This is a genomic window from Streptomyces longisporus (assembly GCF_039532765.1).
Lineage (GTDB): Bacteria > Actinomycetota > Actinomycetes > Streptomycetales > Streptomycetaceae > Streptomyces > Streptomyces longisporus.
This window is the reverse complement of sequence record NZ_BAAASG010000011.1, coordinates 687405-704388: the sequence shown is the minus strand read 5'-3', so window position 1 is coordinate 704388 and position 16984 is coordinate 687405. Positions and strand designations below refer to the sequence as shown.

The window sequence follows — 16984 nt, the reverse complement described above, 5'->3', positions numbered from 1 at the left end:
CTTACAGCGCCGATGGTACTGCAGGGGGGACCCTGTGGGAGAGTAGGACGCCGCCGAACAATTGTTGAGAAAACCCCCGCACCATTCGGTGCGGGGGTTTTCTGCGTTTCAGGGCTTAGGCCTCGGGCCCTTCAAGAGGGCCCTCCCCTTCTCTTACAGACGTCCCGCCGCCTTCAGTGTCAGATACGCATCTGCCAGTGCCGGCGCCAGTTCTTCCGGTGTCTCGTCGACGACTGTGACTCCGTGACGGCGGAGCTGCTCCGCGGTGCGTTGGCGTTCACTTCGGGCCTGGGCGGCGGCTGCAGCTTCGTAGACGGACTCGGTGTTTCCGCGGGAGTCAGCCATACGGGCGATGTATGGATCCGCTACTGATGCCATCAGAACTGTGTGGCGCTGGGTGAGTTGGGAGAGCACGGGAAGCAGGCCTTCCTCCACGGGTGCCGCATCGAGGCTTGTGAGCAGCACGATGAGTGAGCGGCGGGGGGCCGTGCGGAGTGCGGTCGCTGTCAGGCCTCGGGCATCCAGTTCGACCAGTTCGGGTTCGAGTGTGGCCATTGCGTTGACCAAGGACGGGAGGACGTCGCGTGCTGTGCGGCCCTGGACGAGGGCGCGTACCCGGCGGTCGTAGGCGAGCAGGTCCACCCGGTCGCCGGCGCGTGAAGCGAGTGCTGCCAGGAGCAGGGCCGCGTCCATGGAGGCGTCGAGGCGTGGGGCGTCCCCCACGCGGCCTGCGGAGGTGCGGCCGGTGTCCAGGACGATCAGGATGTGACGGTCTCGTTCGGGACGCCATGTGCGCACGGCGACTGTGGACTGGCGTGCCGTCGCACGCCAGTCGATGGAGCGGGTGTCGTCGCCCGGTACGTACTCGCGCAGGCTGTCGAATTCTGTGCCCTCGCCGCGGGTGAGCACACTGGTGCGGCCGTCGAGCTCGCGGAGGCGGGCGAGTTTGGAGGGCAGGTGCTTGCGGCTGGTGAAGGGGGGCAGGACGCGCACTGTCCAGGGGACCCGGTGGCTGCCTTGGCGTGAGAACAGACCGAGGGGGCCGTAGGAGCGGATCGTCACGCGGTCTGCTTGACGGTCGCCGCGGCGGCTGGGGCGTAGACGGGTGGTGGCCCGGCGGCGTTCGCCTGCAGGCACGGTCAGGCGGTGGCGCGAGGCCGCGATTTCCGTGCCGGACTGCCAGCTGCTGGGGGGCCAGGCGTCACGCAGACGGGCTCGGAGGAGACGGCGCGATGGATTGGTGACGGTGAGGGTCACGTCGGCCGCCTCGCCCAGGCGGACGGACGTGTCGCCGGAGCGGGTCAGGCCGAGGCGCCGTACCGGTGCTGCGAGGGCGAAGTCGCAGGCGCAGGCCAAGGCCAGGGGGCCGTTCACGGCGAGGATGCCCGTCCAGCTGGGGTCCCAGATGCCGACGGGGAGGGAGCCGAGGGCCGCGAGGAGCGCGGCGCGTCCGGTGAGCGGCATCAGCGGGGGACGGGAACGTGGGCGAGGATCGCGTTGATGACGGAGTCGGCCGTGACGCCTTCCATCTCCGCCTCGGGGCGGAGTTGCACGCGATGTCGGAGAGTGGGGAGGGCCAGGGCTTTGACGTCGTCGGGGATGACGTAGTCACGGCCCGTGAGCCATGCCCATGCGCGCGAGGTGGCGAGCAGGGCCGTGGCGCCGCGCGGGGAGACGCCCAGGGTGAGGGACGGCGACTCGCGGGTGGCCCGGCAGATGTCCACCACGTAGGCGGTGATTTCCGGGGAGATGGCTGTCTTTGCGACCGCGGCGCGGGCGGCCTCCAAGTCGGCCCCGCCGGCCACGGGGCGTACGCCGGCGGCGCGCAGGTCGCGCGGATTGAAGCCCTCGGCGTGTCGGGTGAGGACGTCGATCTCGTCCTGGCGGGAGGGCAGAGGGATCGTCAGTTTGAGGAGGAAACGGTCCAGTTGGGCTTCGGGGAGGGGGTACGTGCCCTCGTACTCGACCGGGTTCTGGGTTGCGGCGACCAGGAAGGGGTCGGGGAGCGGTCGCGGGGTGCCGTCGACCGTGACCTGGCGTTCCTCCATGGCTTCCAGGAGGGACGACTGGGTCTTCGGGGGCGTGCGGTTGATCTCGTCGGCCAGGAGGAGGTTGGTGAAGACCGGACCGGGCTGGAACGAGAACTCGGCGGTGCGAGTGTCGTAGACCAGGGAGCCCGTTACGTCGCTCGGCATCAGGTCGGGGGTGAACTGCACGCGCTTGGTGTCGAGTTCGAGTGCGGAGGCGAGAGCGCGTACGAGCAACGTTTTGGCGACCCCGGGGACTCCTTCCAGTAGTACATGTCCGCGGCAGAGGAGGGCGACGACGAGGCCGGTCACGGCAGGGTCCTGGCCGACCACGGCTTTGGCGATCTCGGCGCGCAGGGCCTCCAGGGAAGCTCGGGCTTTGCCCGGATCCCCGGTGTGCCCGGCGTTGTCAGTGGTCGGGTCCATCATGGACGGCGTACCTCTCTTTCGAGGGCGTCGAGTTGGTCGGCGAGGGCGATGAGGGCCGCGTCGTCGCCTGGCGGCGGGCCGAAGAGGAGGGGTTGCAGGGCCTGTCCGTCACCGTGGAGGTGGGCGGACAGGGCGGGGAGCAGAGCCTCGGGCGCGTGCGCCTGGGCGACGGGGACGCCGACGAGGGGGGCGAGGCGGGTGCGGGTGGTGGAGCGAAGAGCGGCGGCCGCGCGATCGCGGGCGTTCGCCTTGCGGTAGAGGCGGGCGCGGCCTTCGACGGTTTCCGAGGCGCGGATCGCCACGGGGAGTTTCTCGGGCACGAGGGGGCCCAGCCGCCGTGCCCGCCAGAAGGCGGCGAGGGCTGCCGCGACGAAGAGTTGCAGCGTGCCCCAGCGCCAGCCCGAGGGGAGCAGGTCGAAGAAGCCTTTTTGGTCGCCCGTGTCGGCGGCGGAGTTGTCGGAAAGCGAGGGGAGGTACCAGACCAGATGGGGGCGGGAGCCGAGGAGTTGGAGGGCGAGCGAGGCGTTGCCCTCCTTGTCGAGACGGTCGTTGAAGAGGATGTCGGGCGCGCCGAGGACGACGGTGTCGCCGTCTCCGGAGGTCTCCGGAATGCGCAGGAGGGTGGCCAGGCGCTCGCTGCGGTAGCACTCGTCGGCGCCGAGGCGTGTGGTGGTGTAGCGGGTGCCGCCCGTGTCTGCGGTGCCCGCGCGGCGGGCGGCGGGCAGTCGGCAGTCGGGTGGCAGCGTCGAGTCGAGGCTGGTCGCGGGGTCCGCGGTGACGCCGGGGGCAAGCTTCTCGACCGAGGAGCCGCCTGGGGCGATGAGGACGGTGCGGCCACCGGAATGTGCGGTCGCGGAGTGCAGCCGGATCTGTTGACGGGGTGTCAACAGGTCGGGGAGGGCGACCAGGAGGGTTGTGTCCGGAGCGGCTGCTGCGCGAGCTCCGTCCAGAGTGGTGACTACGCGTGTGGACACACCGCGGTCGGCGAGGAGTTCGGCGAGGGCGCGACTGCCTTGGGGGTCGACGGAGCGTGGGTCGAGTTCGCCGTGCCGGGTGTCGGAGCGGATCACGGCGATCACGACGGCCGCGGCCAGGAGGAGGACCACGGCGAGTGCGATGCCGCGTGCGCGGGTCCACACCTGGCGTGCGGTGGGCGAGGCCGAGGTGGACGGGAGCATGACCTCGGTCGTCATCCGGCGGCTCCCTGGCGGGCGCTGTGGGCTGTGCTGGGGCTGTTGCTCGCGAGCTGGGGCTTGGTGCGTTCCAGGTCGCGGTCGAGTTCTGCCATGCGGTGGTACGACTGCTCGCTCGCCCTTCGGCCGCCGTATGTCACGTCGTCGAAGTCCCGGGCCGCGGCGTGCAGCCGGTCTCGGTGGTCGGGCAGTGCACGGCCTGCTTCGGCGGCTGCCTCGTCCGCGGTGCGGCCGGGTCGGATGTCGAGTAGCGCGCGTTCCTCGAGGGAGCGGACGATGCCGCGCATGCGTTCCTGGACCGCTTGGTTCCAGTGGCCCTGGGCGGCGTGCGCCTCGGCGGCCGCACGGTGTTCGGCGGCGCTGCGCGGGCGATCGTCGAACAGGGCGGCGGACGAGGCGGGTTCACGTCGCGGTGTGCCCAGCCGCCACCACAGTGCACCCAGCAGTGCGAGGACGGCCACGATGACGACGACCAGGCCGAGTGTTCCTCCGGGTGTCGCGGCCGCCGCCGAGCCGAACAGTTTGTCGACCCAGTCCCAGAAGGCGTTCAGGGCGCGCTGGAACAGGCTGGGGTCGTTCTCGTGGTACATGCGTTTCGACAGCTCGCGACGGGCTGCCTCACGTGCGGGATCCCGAGGGATCGTCACGGGCGGCTCGTCGCCGGAGTGCGCCGACGACAGGACAGATGTGTTGCCGACGCGCAGCAGCGTCCGTACGGCCGATTCTGCGGCGCGCGGCAGGACCGTCGGCACCGCTGTGAGAACTCCCCCCGTCATGCTCACTGCATCAGCCCCCCGAGCCGGCGTCGGCCCCGTAGCCCTGGACGCCGGCGGCGCGGGCCAATTCGAGATCCAGGGCTTCGCGGCGGATGCGCTGGTCGATGTAGAGGAGCACGGTGACGCCGGCGTTGATCGGGAAAGTGATCATGGAGCCGATCACCGAGCCGATCCCGCTGATGATGAGGAAGGTCCAGCCGAGGTTGTTGCCCTCACCGTTGAGGAAGCCGACGACGCCTTCGCCGCCGAGCGCTGCGGCGAGGAAAGTGAACGGGACGACGACGATTGCCGAGATGATGTTCGCGATGATTCCGGCGAGCAACTGGATACCGAGGACACGCCACCAGGAGCCTCGGACCAGCTTCGCGGATCGGATCATCGACTTCACGACGCCCTGCTTCTCCAGCATCAGTGCGGGCGAGGCCAGGGAGAAGCGGATCATCAGCCACAGGGCGACGACGCCGGCGGCGAGGCCGCCGAGGACGGCCAGTGCGACGCCCCCTTCGGTGTTCCCGAAGACCGCCACGAGGATGCCGGGCAGCGCGCCCACGAAGATGATGGTGACGGCCATGAGAGGCAACAGCAGGATCAGGCCGAACAGCTTCACGACCTGAGGGCGGGCATCGCGCCAGGCCTCGCCCGTGGTCACGGGGCGGCCGAGGACCGCGCGGCTGGTGACGGTGGTGAGCAGGGCGGTCGCGGCGACTGTGGCGATCAGAGAGATCAGGAAGACCGCGCCGGAGCTGAGCATGGCCTCGCCCATGGCGCGGGTCAGTTCGCTCGCGGTGGCGCTCGGGTCGTTGAGGGCCGCGGTGCTGGTGTCGTTGAGTACCAGGCCCTGGAGCAGGATGACGAGGACCTCGGTGACCACCGCGACGGTCAGGGAGATGCCCAGCACTGTGCGCCAGTAGGTGCGCATGGTGGAGACGGCGCCGTCGAGGATCTCGCCCACGCCGAGCGGGCGGAGCGGGATGACGCCGGGCTTGGCGGCGGGTGGGGGCCCGCCCCAGCCGCCGCCCCATGCGGGGTATCCGGGAGTGCCGTGGGCCTGGAAGCCGCCGGGACCGTGGCCTGCGGGGCCGGGGGGTGGCTGGGTGCCCCAACCGGGGCTGCGCGGTGGGGGTGGCGGAGCAGGTCGGCCGGAGCCTGCCGGATCGGCGGGCGCGGACCACTGGCCGGGTGGCGGCTGCTGCTTGGACCACTGCGGGCCGGGGCCCTGCGGGTCAGGCGTGTCCTGCGGGGCGGAACCGGGCTGGTCCGCGGGCTCCGCGGGGCCGGGTCGGTCGGTGGGCCCGGCAGGGCCGGACGCGCCGGGCTCCTGCCCGTCGGACGGGGCAGATCCGGGCGAGGCCCAGCCCGGAGTGTCTTTCATCGTCGCTCCTTCACGGTGCCCGTCCGCGGTCGCGGCGGCAGGTTGGCAGCCATCGTGCCATGGGGTGGTCGCCGAGGTACCGGCCGCGGTATGGGCTGCACACCTTCAATTGTCTGCGGAATAAGGGGCAGACTGATCGCATGGCTGATCAGTACGTGCAATCCGGCGAAGACAGCAGTCCGACCGAGATACCGGCGATCCGCTGGGAGGAGCCACCAGAAGGACCCGTACTGGTACTTCTCGACCAGACGAGATTGCCGGCCGAGGAGGTCGAGCGGGTTTGCACGGACGCGCCCGCGCTGGTGGAGGCGATCCGTTCGCTGGCTGTGCGCGGGGCGCCGCTGCTGGGCATCGCCGGAGCGTACGGTGTCGCGCTCGCCGCCGCACGCGGCTTCGACGTGGACGACGCCGCAACCGCGCTGGCAGGTGCACGGCCCACCGCAGTGAACCTCGCTGTCGGTGTGCGCAGGGCCCAGAGCGCCTACCGTAGCGAGTTCGCCAGGAGCGGCGATGCCGGGCAGGCCGCGGCGGCGGCGCTTGCCGCGGCCCGTCGGCTGCACAAGGAGGACGCTGAGGCCAGTGCCCGTATGGCCGAGTGCGGGCTGGCACTTCTCGACGAGCTGCTGCCCGGTGGCGGGCACCGGATCCTCACCCACTGCAACACCGGGTCGCTGGTGTCGGGCGGGGAGGGGACCGCCTTCGCGGTGGCGCTCGCGGCGCACCGCGCGGGGAGGTTGCGGCGACTGTGGGTGGACGAGACGCGTCCGTTGCTGCAAGGCGCTCGCCTGACCGCTTATGAGGCGGCCCGCAACGGCATGGCGTACACCTTGCTCACGGACAACGCGGCGGGCTCGCTCTTCGCGGCCGGCGAGGTGGACGCGGTGCTGATCGGGGCGGACCGCATTGCGGCCGACGGTTCGGTGGCGAACAAGGTCGGGAGCTATCCGCTCGCGGTGCTCGCGCGGTACCACCATGTGCCGTTCATCGTGGTGGCACCGCTGACGACGGTGGATCCGGAGACCCCCGACGGGGCCTCCATCGAGGTCGAGCAGCGACCAGGCCATGAGGTGACGGAGGTCACCGCACCTCAGGTGCCGGTGGCAGGAGCGGAAGCGGGAGGCGGGGTTCCGGTGGCGCCCCTGGGGACGCAGGCGTACAACCCGGCGTTCGATGTGACGCCGCCCGAGCTGGTGACCGCGATCGTCACGGAAGAGGGTGCCGTCTCGCCCGTGACGGCTGAAGCCCTTGCGGAGCTCTGTGCCAGGTCGCGCGAGGTGACGATCAGCTGAGGGGGAGCTGGTAGCAGTCCGGCCAGGAGTCACCGGGCCGACCGTATGGTCAGCCTGCGCCTACCCTGGGTAGCTGACATCCGTGGCTGACATCGACGTCGCGGGACAGGGGCAGACAGTGACGGCCGGGTACGACTATCGTCACGGGCCAGTGACGCTGCTCACCTGCACCTTCGCCACCGTTATGAGAATGGGATGATGTCGTTTATGAAGGGACGAGTCCTTGTCGTCGACGACGACACGGCACTGGCCGAGATGCTCGGCATCGTGCTGCGTGGTGAAGGTTTTGAGCCGTCTTTCGTAGCCGACGGCGACAAGGCGCTGGCCGCATTCCGTGAGAGCAAACCCGACCTGGTGCTGCTCGACCTGATGCTGCCCGGGCGGGACGGCATCGAAGTGTGCCGCCTGATCAGGGCGGAGTCGGGCGTGCCGATCGTGATGCTGACTGCCAAGAGCGACACCGTCGACGTGGTGGTCGGGCTGGAGTCGGGTGCCGACGACTACATCGTGAAGCCGTTCAAGCCGAAGGAGCTGGTCGCCCGGATCCGGGCGCGGCTGCGGAGGTCGGAGGAACCGGCGCCGGAACAGCTGGCCATAGGTGACCTCGTCATCGATGTGGCCGGTCACTCAGTGAAGCGGGACGGGCAGTCGATCGCGTTGACGCCGCTGGAGTTCGATCTGCTGGTGGCGCTGGCGCGCAAGCCGTGGCAGGTGTTCACGCGTGAGGTGCTGCTCGAGCAGGTGTGGGGATACCGGCACGCTGCGGACACCCGGCTTGTGAATGTTCACGTCCAGCGGCTGCGCTCCAAGGTCGAGAAGGATCCGGAGCGGCCGGAGATCGTGGTGACCGTCAGGGGCGTCGGTTACAAGGCAGGGCCCAGCTGACATGTCCGGTGACAGTGCCGCTTCGGCGCCGGGGCCGGACAGGGCCAGCGCCGGGCGGCCTGTCGGCCGGAAGACGACAGGATCGCGCTGGGGCCGGCTGCTGGAGGGTGGTCTGCTGCAGGGCGGAGTCCAGGGCAGCCCGGTGCTCCGCTTGTTCATGCGCTGGGTCCGTCGGCCGTTGCTGCCCGTCATGCGGCTGTGGCGGCGGAACATACAGCTCAAGGTCGTCGTCACCACGCTGCTGATGTCCTTGGGTGTGGTGCTGCTGCTCGGATTCGTCGTCATCGGTCAGGTGCGCAACGGGCTGCTGGACGCCAAGGTGAAGGCCTCGCAGAGCCAGGCCACCGGTGGGTTCGCGGTGGCCAAGCAGAAGGCCGACGAGGCAGCGGTCGGGACCAGTGACGACGGCACGGCGGCGGATCAACGGCAGTCGCAGAACCTCACCTCGTGGATGAGCGACCTCGTGGAGTCCCTGTCCAGTGGTGGCCAGGGCGCCTTCGACGTGGTGACGCTGCCCGCGGGCGACGACAACAGCGGCGGCGGGCGCGGGCCCCGTGCCTCGGGGTTCGTCGATCCGACGGCCAGCGTGCCCGAGGACCTGCGCGCGCGGATCAACGACGACACGGCGGCCGCCCAGAGTTACACCCGCATCCTGTACAGCAACAACAAGGAGTCGCAGCCGGCACTCGTCATCGGCAAGCAGGTCAACGACCCCAACGGCGAGCCGTACCAGCTCTACTACCTCTTCCCGCTCACCCAGGAGGAGAAGTCACTGAGCCTGGTCAAGGGCACGCTGGCGACCGCGGGACTCTTCGTCGTCGTACTGCTCGGGGCCATCGCCTGGCTGGTGGTACGGCAGGTCGTCACACCCGTGCGCATGGCCGCGGGGATCGCCGAGAGGCTGTCCGCCGGGCGGCTGCAGGAACGTATGAAGGTCACCGGCGAGGACGACATCGCCCGCCTCGGCGAGGCCTTCAACAAGATGGCGCAGAACCTGCAGTTGAAGATCCAGCAGCTGGAGGACCTGTCGCGGATGCAGCGGCGGTTCGTGTCGGACGTGTCGCACGAGCTGCGGACACCGCTGACGACCGTACGGATGGCGGCGGACGTCATCCACGAGGCGCGGGAGGACTTCGATCCGGTGACCGCGCGGTCGGCGGAGCTGCTGGCCGACCAGCTGGACCGGTTCGAGTCGCTGCTCGCCGATCTGCTGGAGATCAGCCGGTTCGATGCGGGCGCGGCGGCGCTGGAGGCGGAGCCGATAGACCTCAGGGAGGTCGTACGGCGCGTCGTCAGCGGGGCCGAGCCGCTCGCCGAGCGCAAGGGCACGCACATACGTGTGCTGGGCGATCAGCAGCCCGTCGTCGCCGAGGCGGACGCGCGGCGCGTGGAGCGGGTGCTGCGCAACCTCGTCGTCAACGCCGTGGAGCACGGCGAGGGCAAGGACGTCCTCGTCAAGCTCGCCTCGGCCGGAGGAGCGGTCGCCGTCGCGGTGCGCGACTACGGCGTCGGACTCAAGCCCGGTGAGGCCACGCGCGTGTTCAGCCGCTTCTGGCGGGCCGACCCGGCACGCGCGCGTACGACCGGCGGTACGGGCCTGGGGCTGTCCATCGCCCTGGAGGACGCGCGGCTGCACGGCGGCTGGCTGCAGGCCTGGGGAGAGCCCGGCGGAGGCTCGCAGTTCCGGCTGACGCTGCCGCGGACCGCGGACGAGCCGCTGCGGGGCTCGCCGATACCCCTGGAGCCCAAGGACTCGCGGCGCAACCGAGGACTCAACGACGCCGGGCTGCCGCGCGGTGACAAAGCCGCCACCGTGCCCGCGCAGCCGGCCGCGGACCAGATACCGCCCATGGCCCCCAGGCTGGGCGGTGCGGCCGCCACGGCCGACCCGACGGCACTGCCCGGGAACGGCGCGCGCGTGGTGCCCCGTCCCACTTCCGGAGCCAGACGGCAGAACGAGACGCCCGGCGAGGACGGGGCCGGGACCTCGAACCGCCCGGACGCCGGGCCGGAGGAGTCGAAGAAGCAAGGGGAGGCATTTCGTGGGCGCTGACCGCGAGGGGGGCGCCGCGCGCAGACCGATGCGCGCGGCGACGTATGCAGCGTGTGGCGTCGTACTGCTGGCGGGATGCGCCTCGATGCCCGACAGCGGAGACCTGAGCGGTGTCGACTCCACCCCGCGACAGGACACCCAGGTGCGGGTCTTCGCCATGCCGCCCCAGGAGGACGCCCAGCCCTCGGACATCGTCTCCGGATTTCTCGAGGCGCTGACCAGCGACGATCCGAACTATTCGACGGCGCGGCAGTACCTGACCAAGACGGCGTCACAGACATGGAAACCGGGGCAGTCCAGCACGGTCCTCGCCAACGGGCCCGGCATCGACCCCAACCGCCTGGGCGGCCGGGAGGGCGACGACCTTTCGTTCACACTGACCGGTACCAGGGTCGCGAAAGTGGACGAGCAGCAGGCGTACTCTCCCGACGACGGTCCCTATGACGCGCCGGTGCATCTCACGCGCGACAAGAAGACCAAGCAGTGGCGCATCGACAGGCTTCCGCAGGGCATCGTCATGGGTAAGTCGGACTTCCAGCGCAACTACATGTCCGTCAACAAGTACTACTACGCCTCGAACGTCGCGGCCGGGAGCACGACGCAGCCGGCGGCCGTCGCCGATCCCGTGTACGTCCGTCGGCGCGTCGATCCCATGACGCAGATGGTCCGCTCACTCCTCAACGGGCCCACGCACTGGCTCGATCACGTGGTGCGGACGAGTTTCCCGACGGATACGGCGCTGAAGGACGGCGTCACCGCGCTGACGCCCGACGACCAGAACACGCTGACCGTGCCGCTGAACGAGAAGGCCCGCCGGGTCGGTCAGGGCCAGTGCAGCGAGATGGCCGCCCAGATCCTGTTCACCGTGCAGAACCTGACCCCCGCGGTGGACCAGGTCGACTTGCAGTCCGGCAACTCGCGGCTCTGCTCGCTCCGCGAGGCCGACGCCGCCACCGCGCGCGGCTCGGTGCAGCAGCCCGGCTACCTGTATTTCATCGACAGCAAGAACCGGCTCGTACGAATGGGAACCGGCAACAATCCCAACTCCAAGACCGAACCGGTGGCCGGGGCGTTCGGCGAGGGCGAGAAGGAACTGCGCTCGGTCGCCGTTTCGCACGACGAGAGCAAAGCGGCCGCCGTTTCCGGCGACGGCAAGGAGCTGTACGTCGCGTCGCTGGTCTCCGGCGATTCGCTCGGCACCCCCCTACTGACCAGCCACGCCAAGTCGGATCAGGACCGGCTGACGGCACCCAGCTGGGATGTCAACGGCGACCTCTGGGTGGCCGACCGCGACCCCGGCAACCCCCGGCTGCTCCTGCTGGAACAGGGCAGGGGCGAACCGCTCGCGGTGAAGATCCCGGAGCTGGACGGCCGTATCAGGGACGTCCGGGTGGCCGCCGACGGAGTGCGTATAGCGCTCGTGGTGGCGAAGGGCAGCACGAAGTCCCTGCTCATCGGGCGGATCGAGCGGCGGCAGGAAGCTGCGGAGGGGCGGCCGACCGTCTCGGTGCTCGGACTGCACACCGCCACACCGGAGTTGCAGGACGTCACGGCCATGTCGTGGGCCGGGGACAGCCGGCTCGTGGTGGTCGGGCGTGAACAGGGCGGACTGCAGACCATGCGGTACGCGCAGGTCGACGGTTCCACACCCGAGGGACCGGCACCCGCGGCCCTGTCCGGGATCAAGGAGATCACCGCGGCCCAGTCCGACCGGCTGCCGTTGGTGGCCGGCTCGGAGGACGGCATCGTACGACTGCCGTCCGGCGGCCAGTGGCAGAAGGTCACGGACGGGGTGGCGCCGGTCTATCCGGGGTGACGCCGTCGGGCGGGAGAGCCGGTGAGGCTGCCCGGGGGTGGCCGTTTCGGCCGCGTCGAGGGGGCGATGTGCACCCCGGGCGACTTGTCCACAGGGAAGTTATCCACAGGGCTGGCCGGGGAGCTCGGGCGTTGGCAGAGTGGTGGGCATGCGGGGGTGGTGGCAGGACCTCACCGACCTGGTGCTGCCGGCCGAGTGCGGAGGCTGCGGGAGGCCTCGCACGGTGCTCTGCCCGGAGTGCCGTGCCGTCCTGAGCGGGACCGCACCGGGCCGGGTGCGACCGGTGCCGGAGCCGCCCGGGCTGCCCGTGGTGCACGCGGCCGCCCGGTACGCCGACGAGGTGCGGGCCACGCTGCTGGCCCACAAGGAACGGGGCGCGCTGGCCCTCGCAGCACCGCTCGGCACGGCACTGGCAGGTGCCGTGCAGGCGGCGCTCAGGGAGGCGGCCGGCCCTGCGGCTGCGGGCGGTGGAGTGCCCGTACTGCTCGTTCCCGTTCCGTCCGCACGTGCGGCGGTGCGGGCGCGCGGCCACGACCCGGCACGGCGGATCGCCCTCGCGGCGGCGGGCGAGCTGCGGCGGACCGGAACCGCGGCCCGAGTCCTCGCCGTGCTGCGGCAGCGGCGCACGGTGGCCGACCAGTCGGGGCTCAACTCCCGGCAGCGGATGGACAATCTCGCGGGCGCCCTGGCGGTGGCTCCGGGCGCAGAGCGGCTGCTGCGCGGCGGTTCGGTCGTGCTCGTCGACGACCTGATGACCACCGGCGCGTCCCTGGCCGAAGCGGCGCGTGCCGTGCGGACGGCGACAGAGCCGGAAGAAAGGGCGGGCGCCTGCGGGAGGAGAGAACAACAGGCGGTCGCACAACGGCAGTTCTCGGGGCTGGTTTCGTACGGCGAAGCAACTACGGCTGTGTACAGGGCAGCCGTTCGGGAAGGCACAGGAGAACAGATCGCCGGCTCGGCGGTCGGGTCGCCCGGCCGTATGCACTCAGTGCCAGGAATGGCGGGTGCGGGTCGCGCAGGTGACGTCATCTGCGCAGCCGTGGTCGCAGCGCCCCCAGATTCTTTCGAAATAAACCGGAACTGACTGCCAACTTGCATCGTTGCAGGTAATGAGAGGGTCAATTCACCTGAACGGAGGTACGCCGCGGTAGAGGGTGACGACATCCGTCCGGGCGAGATATGTTCGGTTGTGAGAGAAAGGCGCAGGCCATCGCTCTCGTACCCGAATGCCGTGCTGCGGGTTTTTCACAATCACCCGTGGCGGTGGAGTGGAGATCTTGTCCGCGGGGGAGGAGGTGGAAGTCACCGAGTCCGTAGGTTCCGGAGCTCGCCGGAACCTGGTGCAAAAGGGAGATGCTCCGCCAGTGGAGCGGAGTGATCCGGGAACGGAGTTCTGCGTGGACATCGTCGTCAAGGGCCGCAAGACCGAGGTGCCCGAGCGGTTCCGCAAGCACGTGGCCGAGAAGCTGAAGCTGGAGAAGATCCAGAAGCTCGACGGCAAGGTGATCAGCCTCGACGTCGAGGTGTCCAAGGAGCCCAACCCCCGACAGGCCGACCGTTGTGACCGAGTGGAGATCACGCTCCGCTCCCGCGGTCCGGTGATCCGGGCGGAGGCAGCGGCCAGCGACCCCTACGCGGCGCTGGACCTGGCAGCGGAGAAGCTGGATGCCCGGCTGCGCAAGCAGCACGACAAGCGGTTCTCTCGCCGCGGCGCGCGCAGGATCTCGGCCGCCGAGGTCCCCGACCACGTTCCGGGCGCGGCGACGCTCAACGGGAACGGCCACCCCGTCCACGAGGAAGACCAGGACGGAGTGCCCACCAAGAAGATCGGCTCACTGGAGGTCAAGGGCGAAGGCCCCCTCATCGTCCGCGAGAAGACCCACGTCGCCTCCCCCATGACCCTCGACCAGGCCCTCTACGAGATGGAACTGGTCGGACACGACTTCTACCTGTTCGTCGACTCCGAGACGAAGGAACCCAGTGTCGTCTACCGGCGGCACGCTTACGACTACGGCGTCATCCACCTCAGCACCGACCCGATGGTTGCCCAGGCGCAGTCTCCCGCGCCGGGCGGCACGCTGGGTGGCTGACCCGCGCGGCTGACGGCTGAGCCGGTGCCCCTGGAGCGCCTGTGCGCCCCCAGGGGCATCGGTGTGCGACCCCTTCACGAGCAGCTCTGTCATCGCGTTGTCGCCCGGGCATGGAATCATGGCGGCAATGGCCCAACCGGTGGGTCACTGCCTTGGGTTGGCGATGGCACAGCACCACAGGCCACAGCCTTCAGGGGGAGGAACGATGGCGGACAGCTTCGGACCGATGCATGACGAGGATGCCGACGGCGGCGTCGTCGGCATGGGCCCGGACGCGGGCTCTCCACGCAAGGAGCCGATCAGAGTCCTCGTCGTGGACGACCACGCCCTCTTCCGCCGGGGCCTGGAGATCGTGCTCGCGGCCGAGGAGGACATCCAGGTCGTCGGGGAGGCCGGGGACGGTGCGGAGGCCGTCGACAAGGCGGCCGACCTGCTGCCGGACATCGTCCTGATGGACGTACGGATGCCGAAGCGGGGCGGGATCGAGGCCTGCACCTCCATCAAGGAGGTCGCCCCCAGCGCCAAGATCATCATGCTGACGATCAGTGACGAGGAAGCCGACCTCTACGACGCGATCAAGGCGGGCGCGACCGGTTATCTGCTCAAGGAGATCTCCACGGACGAGGTGGCCACCGCCATCCGCGCGGTCGCCGACGGGCAGTCCCAGATCAGCCCCTCCATGGCGTCGAAGCTGCTCACCGAGTTCAAGTCGATGATCCAGCGGACCGACGAGCGCCGGCTGGTGCCCGCGCCGCGGCTGACGGACCGCGAGCTGGAGGTCCTCAAACTCGTCGCCACCGGGATGAACAACCGGGACATCGCCAAGGAGCTGTTCATCTCCGAGAACACCGTGAAGAACCACGTCCGCAACATCCTGGAGAAGCTGCAGCTGCACTCCAGGATGGAAGCGGTGGTGTACGCGATGCGGGAGAAGATCCTCGAGATCCGCTGACGGGCCGGTGGCCCCCGGTCAGCGCATTGCCGCGACGAGTGCCCGGGTCACCTCCCTGGTGAGCGGCTCGTGCAGCTCCGGGGCGTCCACGCGCTCCACGCGTACGCCGGTGCAGTTCACCCAGCTGGCCGCCTCGACCAGCGCCTCCGCCACGGCCGGGACCGCCTTGGGGCCGTCCAGGGTGACCTGTTTGGCGACCAGCGTGGCGCCGTCACGGGCCGGGTCCACCCGGCCGACGAGGCGGCCGCCGGCGAGGACCGGCATCGCGAAGTAGCCGTACACCCGCTTCGGCTTCGGCGTGTAGGCCTCCAGGCGGTGGGTGAAGCCGAAGATCCGCTCCGTGCGCGCCCTCTCCCAGATCAGGGAGTCGAAGGGGGACAGGAGCGTGGTGCGGTGGCGGCCGCGCGGCGGTGTCTCCAGGGCGGCCGGGTCGGCCCAGGCCGGTTTGGACCAGCCCTCGACCGTGACCGGGACCAGGCCCGAGTCGGCGATCACCGCGTCGACCTGCTCGCCCTTGAGGCGGTGGTAGTCGGCGATGTCCGCGCGCGTGCCGACGCCCAGGGACTGGCCCGCCAGACGGACCAGCCGGCGCAGGCACTCCGTGTCATCCAGCTCGTCGTGCAGCAGCGCGTCCGGGATCGCGCGCTCGGCGAGGTCGTACACCCGCTTCCAGCCGCGGCGCTCCACGCACACCACCTCCCCGTACATCAGCGCACGCTCCACGGCGACCTTGGCGCCGGACCAGTCCCACCACTCACTGGTGCGCTTCGCACCGCCCAACTCCGTCGCCGTGAGGGGGCCTTCGGCGCGGAGCTGCTTGATGACCTGGTCGTAGGTGCCGTCCGGGAGGGCGTGGTTCCAGTGCGGGCGGTTTCGGTAGGCGCGGCGGCGGAAGGCGAAGTGGGGCCACTCCTCGATGGGGAGGATGCACGCGGCGTGCGACCAGTACTCGAAGGCGTGAGGGGCGGTGGCCGGCGCCTTCCAGTACGCGTCCTCCACCTTTGCGCGGCCCACCGCGCCGAGGCGGGCGTACGCGATGAGCTCGTGGGAACGCGCCAGCACCGAGATCGTGTCCAGCTGGACCGCGCCGAGATGGCGCAGGACGCCGCGGACGCCGGCTCTGCGGTCGGGTGCGCCGAGAAGGCCCTGGGCACGGAGGGCGATGCGGCGGGCTTCGTCTGCCGAGAGATCGGTGGCGGGGCGCGGGGACGTCATGGTCGGCACCATAGACGGCGGCACTGACAACGCTAGATGACCTGCGAATTCGTCACTGGACGGCCGTGGTTGAGGCGGGTGCGGGGAGATACGGCGCCGTCGAGGCCAGCCCCAGGTCCGAGGGCAGCAGCGCACCCACCCAGGAGTCCCGGCGCACGCCCCGGTGGATGATCGCGGAGCGCAGCACGCCCTCGATGACGAAGCCGGCGCGCTCCGCCACCGCGCGGGAGGCGTTGTTGCCGACTTCCGCACGCCATTCCACGCGGTCCACCGACAGTTGGGTGAAGGCCCAGCGGGAGACCTCGACGACGGCCTCGGTGACATAGCCGTTGCCGCGGTGCTCCTTCGTGGCCCAGAACCCGATCTCGGCCATGCTCAGAGAATGCATGGTGAGGCTGAGCATGCCGACGAGTTCCTCCCCTTCGGGGAGGAACAGAGCGAAGGTGAGTATGGAACCGTTCGCCCACCCCGTGGGGGCGAGTTCCTCGGTGAAAGTGCGGGCGTGCTCGGCGAGGTAGGGCGAGGGAATCGTCGTCCAGCGCTGGATGTCGGGATCCTGGGCCGCGGCGTACACCGCGTCGGTGTCCTCGGGGCCGACCGTGCGCAGGAGCAGCCGGGAGGTCGTGAGCGTGACGGGTTCCATCGGCTGATTCTCCTCGCAGGCCCGACACGGACGCCATCCTTTTGCCGTGCGTGAGCGCGTGATCACAATTCGCGCAATTCGTGGGCGTCATGCGGCACCATCCGCAGGGCCCGTCCGTTGTCCCCTTTGAAGAAGATTTGAAGCGGTGCCCGAAGCCTTCGGCGGTCGTCGTACCGGCGGGCCTCCCGGCTTGGTGGGGTCCTCGCATACGATGGCCGTTGCTCAGCAAGTCAAATGGAAACCG

At 70.1% G+C, this 16984-nt stretch carries 14 protein-coding genes; 7 read left to right on the top strand and 7 right to left on the bottom strand.

The window, feature by feature from the left end; genetic code table 11:
- Positions 1-153: 153 nt before the first annotated feature.
- From ABD355_RS25645 to ABD355_RS25625, 5 genes are read right to left on the bottom strand one after another with little or no spacing between them, the layout of a single operon-like run.
- Positions 154-1464 carry a DUF58 domain-containing protein gene (locus ABD355_RS25645; protein ID WP_344402967.1) on the bottom strand — a complete coding sequence of 437 codons (1311 nt, stop codon included), beginning with the start codon at positions 1462-1464 and terminating at the stop codon, positions 154-156.
- Positions 1464-2453 (bottom strand): AAA family ATPase, encoded by a 990-nt coding sequence (locus ABD355_RS25640; protein WP_344402966.1) that lies wholly within the window; start codon positions 2451-2453, stop codon positions 1464-1466. The genes ABD355_RS25645 and ABD355_RS25640 overlap by 1 nt, the downstream gene beginning before the upstream one ends.
- Positions 2453-3649 carry a DUF4350 domain-containing protein gene (locus ABD355_RS25635; RefSeq protein ID WP_344402965.1) on the bottom strand — a complete coding sequence of 399 codons (1197 nt, stop codon included), beginning with the start codon at positions 3647-3649 and terminating at the stop codon, positions 2453-2455. Before ABD355_RS25635 ends, ABD355_RS25640 begins: the two co-directional genes overlap by 1 nt.
- Positions 3646-4425 carry a DUF4129 domain-containing protein gene (locus ABD355_RS25630; protein ID WP_344402964.1) on the bottom strand — a complete coding sequence of 260 codons (780 nt, stop codon included), beginning with the start codon at positions 4423-4425 and terminating at the stop codon, positions 3646-3648. Before ABD355_RS25630 ends, ABD355_RS25635 begins: the two co-directional genes overlap by 4 nt.
- A 10-nt stretch (positions 4426-4435) precedes the next feature.
- The gene (locus tag ABD355_RS25625) at positions 4436-5797 is read right to left on the bottom strand and encodes a proline-rich domain-containing protein (RefSeq protein WP_344402963.1); all 1362 of its coding nucleotides are present in this window, start codon (positions 5795-5797) and stop codon (positions 4436-4438) included.
- Between the two features lie 140 nt (positions 5798-5937).
- Between ABD355_RS25625 and mtnA the strand changes: the two genes are divergently transcribed.
- From mtnA to ABD355_RS25590, 7 genes are all read left to right on the top strand, one after another.
- Positions 5938-7086: an S-methyl-5-thioribose-1-phosphate isomerase gene (gene mtnA, locus ABD355_RS25620; protein WP_344402962.1), complete on the top strand. Its 1149-nt coding sequence runs from the start codon at positions 5938-5940 to the stop codon at positions 7084-7086.
- A gap of 195 nt (positions 7087-7281) precedes the next feature.
- On the top strand, positions 7282-7971 hold the full coding sequence (mtrA, locus tag ABD355_RS25615; RefSeq protein ID WP_187284748.1) for a two-component system response regulator MtrA: 690 nt from the start codon (positions 7282-7284) through the stop codon (positions 7969-7971).
- 1 nt (position 7972) lies between these two features.
- The gene (gene mtrB / locus ABD355_RS25610; RefSeq protein ID WP_344402961.1) at positions 7973-10024 is read left to right on the top strand and encodes an MtrAB system histidine kinase MtrB; all 2052 of its coding nucleotides are present in this window, start codon (positions 7973-7975) and stop codon (positions 10022-10024) included.
- The gene (locus ABD355_RS25605; protein WP_344402960.1) at positions 10014-11840 is read left to right on the top strand and encodes an LpqB family beta-propeller domain-containing protein; all 1827 of its coding nucleotides are present in this window, start codon (positions 10014-10016) and stop codon (positions 11838-11840) included. Before mtrB ends, ABD355_RS25605 begins: the two co-directional genes overlap by 11 nt.
- A gap of 148 nt (positions 11841-11988) precedes the next feature.
- A complete protein-coding gene (locus tag ABD355_RS25600) occupies positions 11989-12924 on the top strand; it encodes a ComF family protein (RefSeq protein ID WP_344402959.1) in 936 nt (311 codons plus the stop codon).
- A gap of 313 nt (positions 12925-13237) precedes the next feature.
- Positions 13238-13930 carry a ribosome hibernation-promoting factor, HPF/YfiA family gene (gene hpf, locus ABD355_RS25595; RefSeq protein WP_260326615.1) on the top strand — a complete coding sequence of 231 codons (693 nt, stop codon included), beginning with the start codon at positions 13238-13240 and terminating at the stop codon, positions 13928-13930.
- 205 nt (positions 13931-14135) lie between these two features.
- A complete protein-coding gene (locus tag ABD355_RS25590) occupies positions 14136-14882 on the top strand; it encodes a response regulator (RefSeq protein ID WP_099929264.1) in 747 nt (248 codons plus the stop codon).
- 18 nt (positions 14883-14900) lie between these two features.
- Here ABD355_RS25590 and ABD355_RS25585 read toward each other — a convergent pair whose 3' ends face one another.
- Together ABD355_RS25585 and ABD355_RS25580 are read right to left on the bottom strand one after the other, a co-directional pair.
- Entirely contained in the window at positions 14901-16097 is a 1197-nt protein-coding gene (locus ABD355_RS25585) for a winged helix-turn-helix domain-containing protein (protein WP_344402958.1), read from the bottom strand.
- A gap of 52 nt (positions 16098-16149) precedes the next feature.
- Entirely contained in the window at positions 16150-16740 is a 591-nt protein-coding gene (locus ABD355_RS25580) for a GNAT family N-acetyltransferase (RefSeq protein WP_344402957.1), read from the bottom strand.
- Positions 16741-16984: the final 244 nt, after the last annotated feature.

Coding starts and splice junctions, on each gene's coding strand:
- ABD355_RS25640 (WP_344402966.1), bottom strand. CDS start 2,453: ATGGACCCGACCACTGACAACGCCGGGCACACCGGGGATCCGGGCAAA.
- ABD355_RS25635 (WP_344402965.1), bottom strand. CDS start 3,649: ATGACGACCGAGGTCATGCTCCCGTCCACCTCGGCCTCGCCCACCGCA.
- mtrB (WP_344402961.1), top strand. CDS start 7,973: ATGTCCGGTGACAGTGCCGCTTCGGCGCCGGGGCCGGACAGGGCCAGC.
- ABD355_RS25600 (WP_344402959.1), top strand. CDS start 11,989: ATGCGGGGGTGGTGGCAGGACCTCACCGACCTGGTGCTGCCGGCCGAG.
- ABD355_RS25645 (WP_344402967.1), bottom strand. CDS start 1,464: ATGCCGCTCACCGGACGCGCCGCGCTCCTCGCGGCCCTCGGCTCCCTC.
- ABD355_RS25580 (WP_344402957.1), bottom strand. CDS start 16,740: ATGGAACCCGTCACGCTCACGACCTCCCGGCTGCTCCTGCGCACGGTC.
- ABD355_RS25630 (WP_344402964.1), bottom strand. CDS start 4,425: ATGACGGGGGGAGTTCTCACAGCGGTGCCGACGGTCCTGCCGCGCGCC.
- ABD355_RS25625 (WP_344402963.1), bottom strand. CDS start 5,797: ATGAAAGACACTCCGGGCTGGGCCTCGCCCGGATCTGCCCCGTCCGAC.
- ABD355_RS25590 (WP_099929264.1), top strand. CDS start 14,136: ATGGCGGACAGCTTCGGACCGATGCATGACGAGGATGCCGACGGCGGC.
- mtrA (WP_187284748.1), top strand. CDS start 7,282: ATGATGTCGTTTATGAAGGGACGAGTCCTTGTCGTCGACGACGACACG.
- ABD355_RS25585 (WP_344402958.1), bottom strand. CDS start 16,097: ATGACGTCCCCGCGCCCCGCCACCGATCTCTCGGCAGACGAAGCCCGC.
- mtnA (WP_344402962.1), top strand. CDS start 5,938: ATGGCTGATCAGTACGTGCAATCCGGCGAAGACAGCAGTCCGACCGAG.